Genomic DNA, 4,424 nt, shown 5'->3' with positions numbered 1-4,424 from the left:
GTGCTGGGTGGCGAAGAGCAGCATGGCGAGGAGGGCGAGCAGATACGGTGCCGCGACGAGCAGTTGGGGGTTGAGGGTGACACCGAGCGCGGGAAGCGCCAGGCGCATCGCGTCGGAGAGGCCGAACACCAGGCAGCCGAGCAGGGTACGGCCGAGCCGCCACGCCCCGAAGATCACCGCGGCGATGACGATGTACCCGCGTCCTGCGGTCATGTTCTGGTTGAACGATCCGACCTCGCCGACCGCGAGGTAGGCGCCGCCGAGACCGGCCAGTGCGCCGCACCACAGCAGGGCCTGCCGGCGCCGCACGTTGACTTTGATGCCCGCGACATCGGCGGCCTGCGGGTTCTCCCCCACCGCCCGCAGTTCCAGACCCCAGCGGCTGCGCGACACCAGCCACCAGGTGAGCGGCACCAGCAGGATCAGCAGGTAGACCGGCCAGCGTCCGGAGAACAGCGGCTCGCCGATGAGCGGGATGTCCCGCAGCAGCGGGATCGACAGCACCCCGACCTGGTGCGAGGTGAACTTCTCCGTCGTGATCAGATAGCTCGTCAGCCCGAGTACCAGCGCGTTCAGCACCAGACCGATGACGAAGGTGTTGATCTGCGCCCGGTGGGAGAGGTTGCCGTGCACGAAGCCGATGACGAGGCCGGTGACGACGCCGGCCGCGAGACCGGCGGTGGCGCTGCCGGTCGCACTCGCGGCGGCGACGGAGGAGAACGCGGCGCCGAGCATCATCGCCTCGACGGAGATGTTCATCGCTCCGGCGCGCTGGGCCAGATACTCGCCACAGGCGGCGAACGCCAGCGGCACGGTCAGCCGGACACCGCTCGCCAGAATGGTCTCGGTGCTGTCCAGAACGCTCACGCGGCGGCCGCCTTCGTCTTGGTCGGGACAACGGACAGAGGGGACGGCGTCGGCGGTGTGGCACCGCGACGCCTGCGGTAGAGGCCGACGAGGATGGGCGGCGCGACGAACGCGAGGACGAACAGCGCCTTGACGATGTCGATGAGGTAGTACGGCACCCCGGTGGCCGAGAGGAAGTCGCCGCCCGCACGCAGCACGGCGAATCCGAACGCCACCGGGATCGCGATCAGGGGCCGGTTGCGCGCGACGAGCGCGACGAGCAGACCGTCCCAGCCGACGTTGTCCGAGAGCCCGGCCTGCAGCCGGTTGGGGCTGACCGGACTGGCCAGCAGTAGCCCGCCCGCCAGCCCCGCGAGGGCGCCGGACAGCGCCAGGGTGAGGCCGCCGAGCGCGGCCACCCGTACACCGGTGTGCTTGGCCGTCAGCGGATTCAGTCCGACCATACGCACCCGGAAGCCCCACCGGCTGCGGCTCAGGACGAGCGCGACGCCGATGGCCGCGACGAGCGCGATGAACAGTCCCGTGTTAAGCCGCAGCGACGGGTGCTGCCCGAAGTCGGCGAGCAGGGCGTTCGACGGCAGTGGGTTGGACTGCGCGTCGGCGATGCCGGAGGAGCCCTGCGCGCTCTCCCGCAGCCATGGGGTGCTGACCGCGAAGGTGACGAGCTGGATGGCGAGGAACGTCATCAGCAGGGTGCTCACCACGACGTTGACGCCGCGGAAGCGGTACATCAGTGCGCTGAGCGCGGCCCAGGCGCCACCGCCGACCGCCGCGGCGGCCATCACCGCGACGGCCAGCATCGGGCCGGGCAGGGCCAGCCGCAGCCCGACCCACGCTCCGACCAGGCCGCCGATGAGCACCTGCCCTTCCTGTCCGATGTTGAACGTACCGGCGGACGCGCAGATGGACGCACCGACCGCCACCAGCAGCAGCGGCGCGGCGTGGAGCAGCGTCGCCGACCACCCGGTGGCGTCGGCCAGACTCCCGGTCCATATCGCGGACAGCGAAGCACTCGGCGAGGCTCCGGTCAGCGTGAGCAGCAGCGCGGACACGCCCAGGGCGACGGCGACGAGCACGATGGTGACGCCCGCTGTCAGCCGGCCGTCGCGCCCCGGCCGGAGCCGGGTGAGGAAGCGCCGGCCGAGGTCGTCCGGATCCATCGGCGAGGCGGCACTCATGCGGCCTCACCGCCCACCAGCATGCCGAGCCGCTCGGGGGTCGCCTCGGAGATGGGGAGTGCTCCGGTGATCCGCCCCGAGGAGATCACCGCGATCCGGCTTGCCAGGGCCATGACTTCCTCAAGTTCGGTGGAGATGAGCAGTACTCCGACGCCGTCGTCCGCCGCCCCGCGCAGTCGGGAGTACATGTCCTCGATGGCACCGACATCAAGCCCGTGGGTGGGCTGCGCGGCCACCAGGACGCGGGTGTGGCCGGACAGTTCCCTGGCGAGTACGAGCCGCTGCTGATTGCCGCCGGAGAGGCTGCGCACCGGCGCGTCCAGCGACGGTGTGACGATGTTGAACTCGTCCGCGAGGCGGCGGGCCCGGGCGAGCATCGCGCTCCGCCGCAGCAGGAACCGGCCGCTGACCTCGTTCAGCGACTTCATCGTCAGGTTCTCGGCGACGCTCATGTCGAGGACGACGCCGCTGTGGTGCCGGTCCTCCGGCACGATGCCGAGACCGGCCTCGGACAGTGCTCCGGGCCTGGTCATGTCGACCCGGTTCCCGGCGACCTCGACGGTGCCGCCGGTCGGCACGACCAGTCCGGCGAGAACATCGCCGAGCGTCGCCTGGCCGTTGCCCTCGACGCCGTAGAGGGCGACGATCGCACCCTCGCCCACAGTCAGGTCGACACCGTCGAGAACCCTCACCCCGCCGTGTACGACGGTGAGTCCGGCGAGGCGCAGGACGGGCTGCTGCGGGTCCCGCGCCCCGCTCCCCCCGGTGCCCGCCCGCCGCACCGGCAGCAGGCCGAGGGCCGCTCCTTCCTCGCCCAGCGACACCTCACGGCCCACCATCTGCCGGGCGAGCAGCTGTGGAGTGGTTTCGCCCGTGACCGCCCGGAAGACGACACGGCCCTTGCGCAGGACCGTCACCCGGTCCGTCGCCTGGGCGATCTCGGCGAGCTTGTGGCTGATGAGGATGACAGCGCGCCCCTCCTCCTGCACCACACGGCCGAGCACGGCGAACAGCTCCTGGGACTCGCTCTGGGTCAGCACCGAGGTGGGCTCGTCCAGGATCAGGATCTGCGGGTTCCGCCGCAGACACTTGACCACCTCGACCCGCTGCCGTTCGCCGGCCGAGAGCGCGTCCACGCGCGCCTCGGGGTCGATCGGCAGCCCGTACCTGGCGGAGACCTCGGCGATACCGGCACAGACCGCCTGCTTGTTCACCTTGCCGGTGTCGCCGAGCGCCACGTTCTCCCACACGGTCAGCCCGTTGATCAGGCTGAAGTGCTGATGCACCATGCCGATGCCCAGTCCGGCCGCTTCCTGCGGGCTGTCCAGCGCGACCTCGTCGCCGCGCACCAGTACGGTGCCGGCGTCGCGCCGGACCAGCCCGAGCAGGACCTTCATGAGGCTGGACTTGCCCGCCCCGTTCTCGCCCAGGAGTCCGTGGATCTCGCCGGCGTCGACCCTGAGGTCCACGGCGTCGCAGGCCGTGACGGATCCGTAGGACTTGGTGATGCCGCGCAGTTCGAGAATCGGAACCGCTGAGGTCGTCGGTGTCATCGCTGATCTTCCTCGTGGGTTTCGGCACGTCAGCCGAGGCGCTCGGCCTCGGCCGCGGGGTCGATCTTCTTGCTGCCGACCTTCTTCATGAACTGCGCCAGCTGCTGTTCCTCGTCGCCCTGGCCATCGCAGATCTTGACCGTCGGGTAGGGGTCGACACCCAGCTGCCACACGCGCGTCGTGCCCATCTTCAGGTTGTTCTCGGCGAACTCCTCCAGTGCGGCACGGAAGTAGTCGCCCGGACTGAACATCACCGAGATGTCGAACTTAGGGCTGGTCGAGGCGCACCGGTCGGTGCCCGGGGTGAGGGTCAGCGCGCCGCCGGCGTTCGCCAGCTTCGCCGAGGCGTCGGTCGCGCCGCCGAGGTAGGGGTAGATGACCTTGACGCCCTGGCTGATCTGCGCCTGGGTGGCTTCCTTGGCCTTCGCCGAGTCGTTGAAGTCGCCGGTGTAGGTGGTCGTCAGGGTGGCCTTCGGCACGACCTGCCGGATCCCGGCGAGGAAGGCCGTGGAGGCGGCGATGCTGTAGTCGGCCTTGATGCCGGTGATGAACCCCGCCTTGGTGTGGCCGGCCGCCTTCATCTTCAGGCCCACGGCATAGCCGGCGACGAGCAGGGTCTGCCGGGGGTCGTCGGTGGACAGCAGGATCTGCGGGGTCTGATCGATGTTCCCCTGCATCGGCACGTACCAGGCGGTCCTGCCGCAGACCGCCTCCGCCGAGGCGGGGATGGCGGTCTTCAGCTCACTCGCGCCGATCGCGACCAGGTCGACCTTCTGCTGGCACAGCGCGCGTGCCGCGGTGAGCGCGTCGCTCGGGGGCACACTGC

The 4,424-nt window shown here is 70.4% G+C and carries 4 protein-coding genes; all 4 read right to left on the bottom strand.

Translation table 11 applies throughout. The annotated features are described in order from the left end of the window. Positions 1 to 867 (bottom strand): ABC transporter permease (locus tag ACWF94_RS34560; protein ID WP_453497849.1); only part of this gene is annotated, 867 nt, incomplete at its 3' end. Next, the gene (locus ACWF94_RS34555) at positions 864 to 2,045 is read right to left on the bottom strand and encodes an ABC transporter permease (protein WP_453497846.1); all 1,182 of its coding nucleotides are present in this window, start codon (positions 2,043 to 2,045) and stop codon (positions 864 to 866) included. The genes ACWF94_RS34555 and ACWF94_RS34560, both read right to left, overlap by 4 nt. Next, positions 2,042 to 3,598, bottom strand: coding sequence for an ABC transporter ATP-binding protein (locus tag ACWF94_RS34550; protein WP_453497843.1), 1,557 nt, complete (start codon positions 3,596 to 3,598; stop codon positions 2,042 to 2,044). The genes ACWF94_RS34555 and ACWF94_RS34550 overlap by 4 nt, the downstream gene beginning before the upstream one ends. A gap of 29 nt (positions 3,599 to 3,627) precedes the next feature. Beyond that, a partial coding sequence (locus ACWF94_RS34545) for a BMP family ABC transporter substrate-binding protein (RefSeq protein WP_453497840.1) occupies positions 3,628 to 4,424 on the bottom strand: 797 nt, incomplete at its 5' end.

This window comes from Streptomyces sp. NPDC055078, from assembly GCF_053607985.1.
This window is presented reverse-complemented; position numbering and strand designations above follow the sequence as displayed.

Bases quoted from the DNA above. Each gene is read 5' to 3' on its own strand.
- ACWF94_RS34555 (WP_453497846.1), bottom strand. From the start codon at position 2,045: ATGAGTGCCGCCTCGCCGATGGATCCGGACGACCTCGGCCGGCGCTTC.
- ACWF94_RS34550 (WP_453497843.1), bottom strand. From the start codon at position 3,598: ATGACACCGACGACCTCAGCGGTTCCGATTCTCGAACTGCGCGGCATC.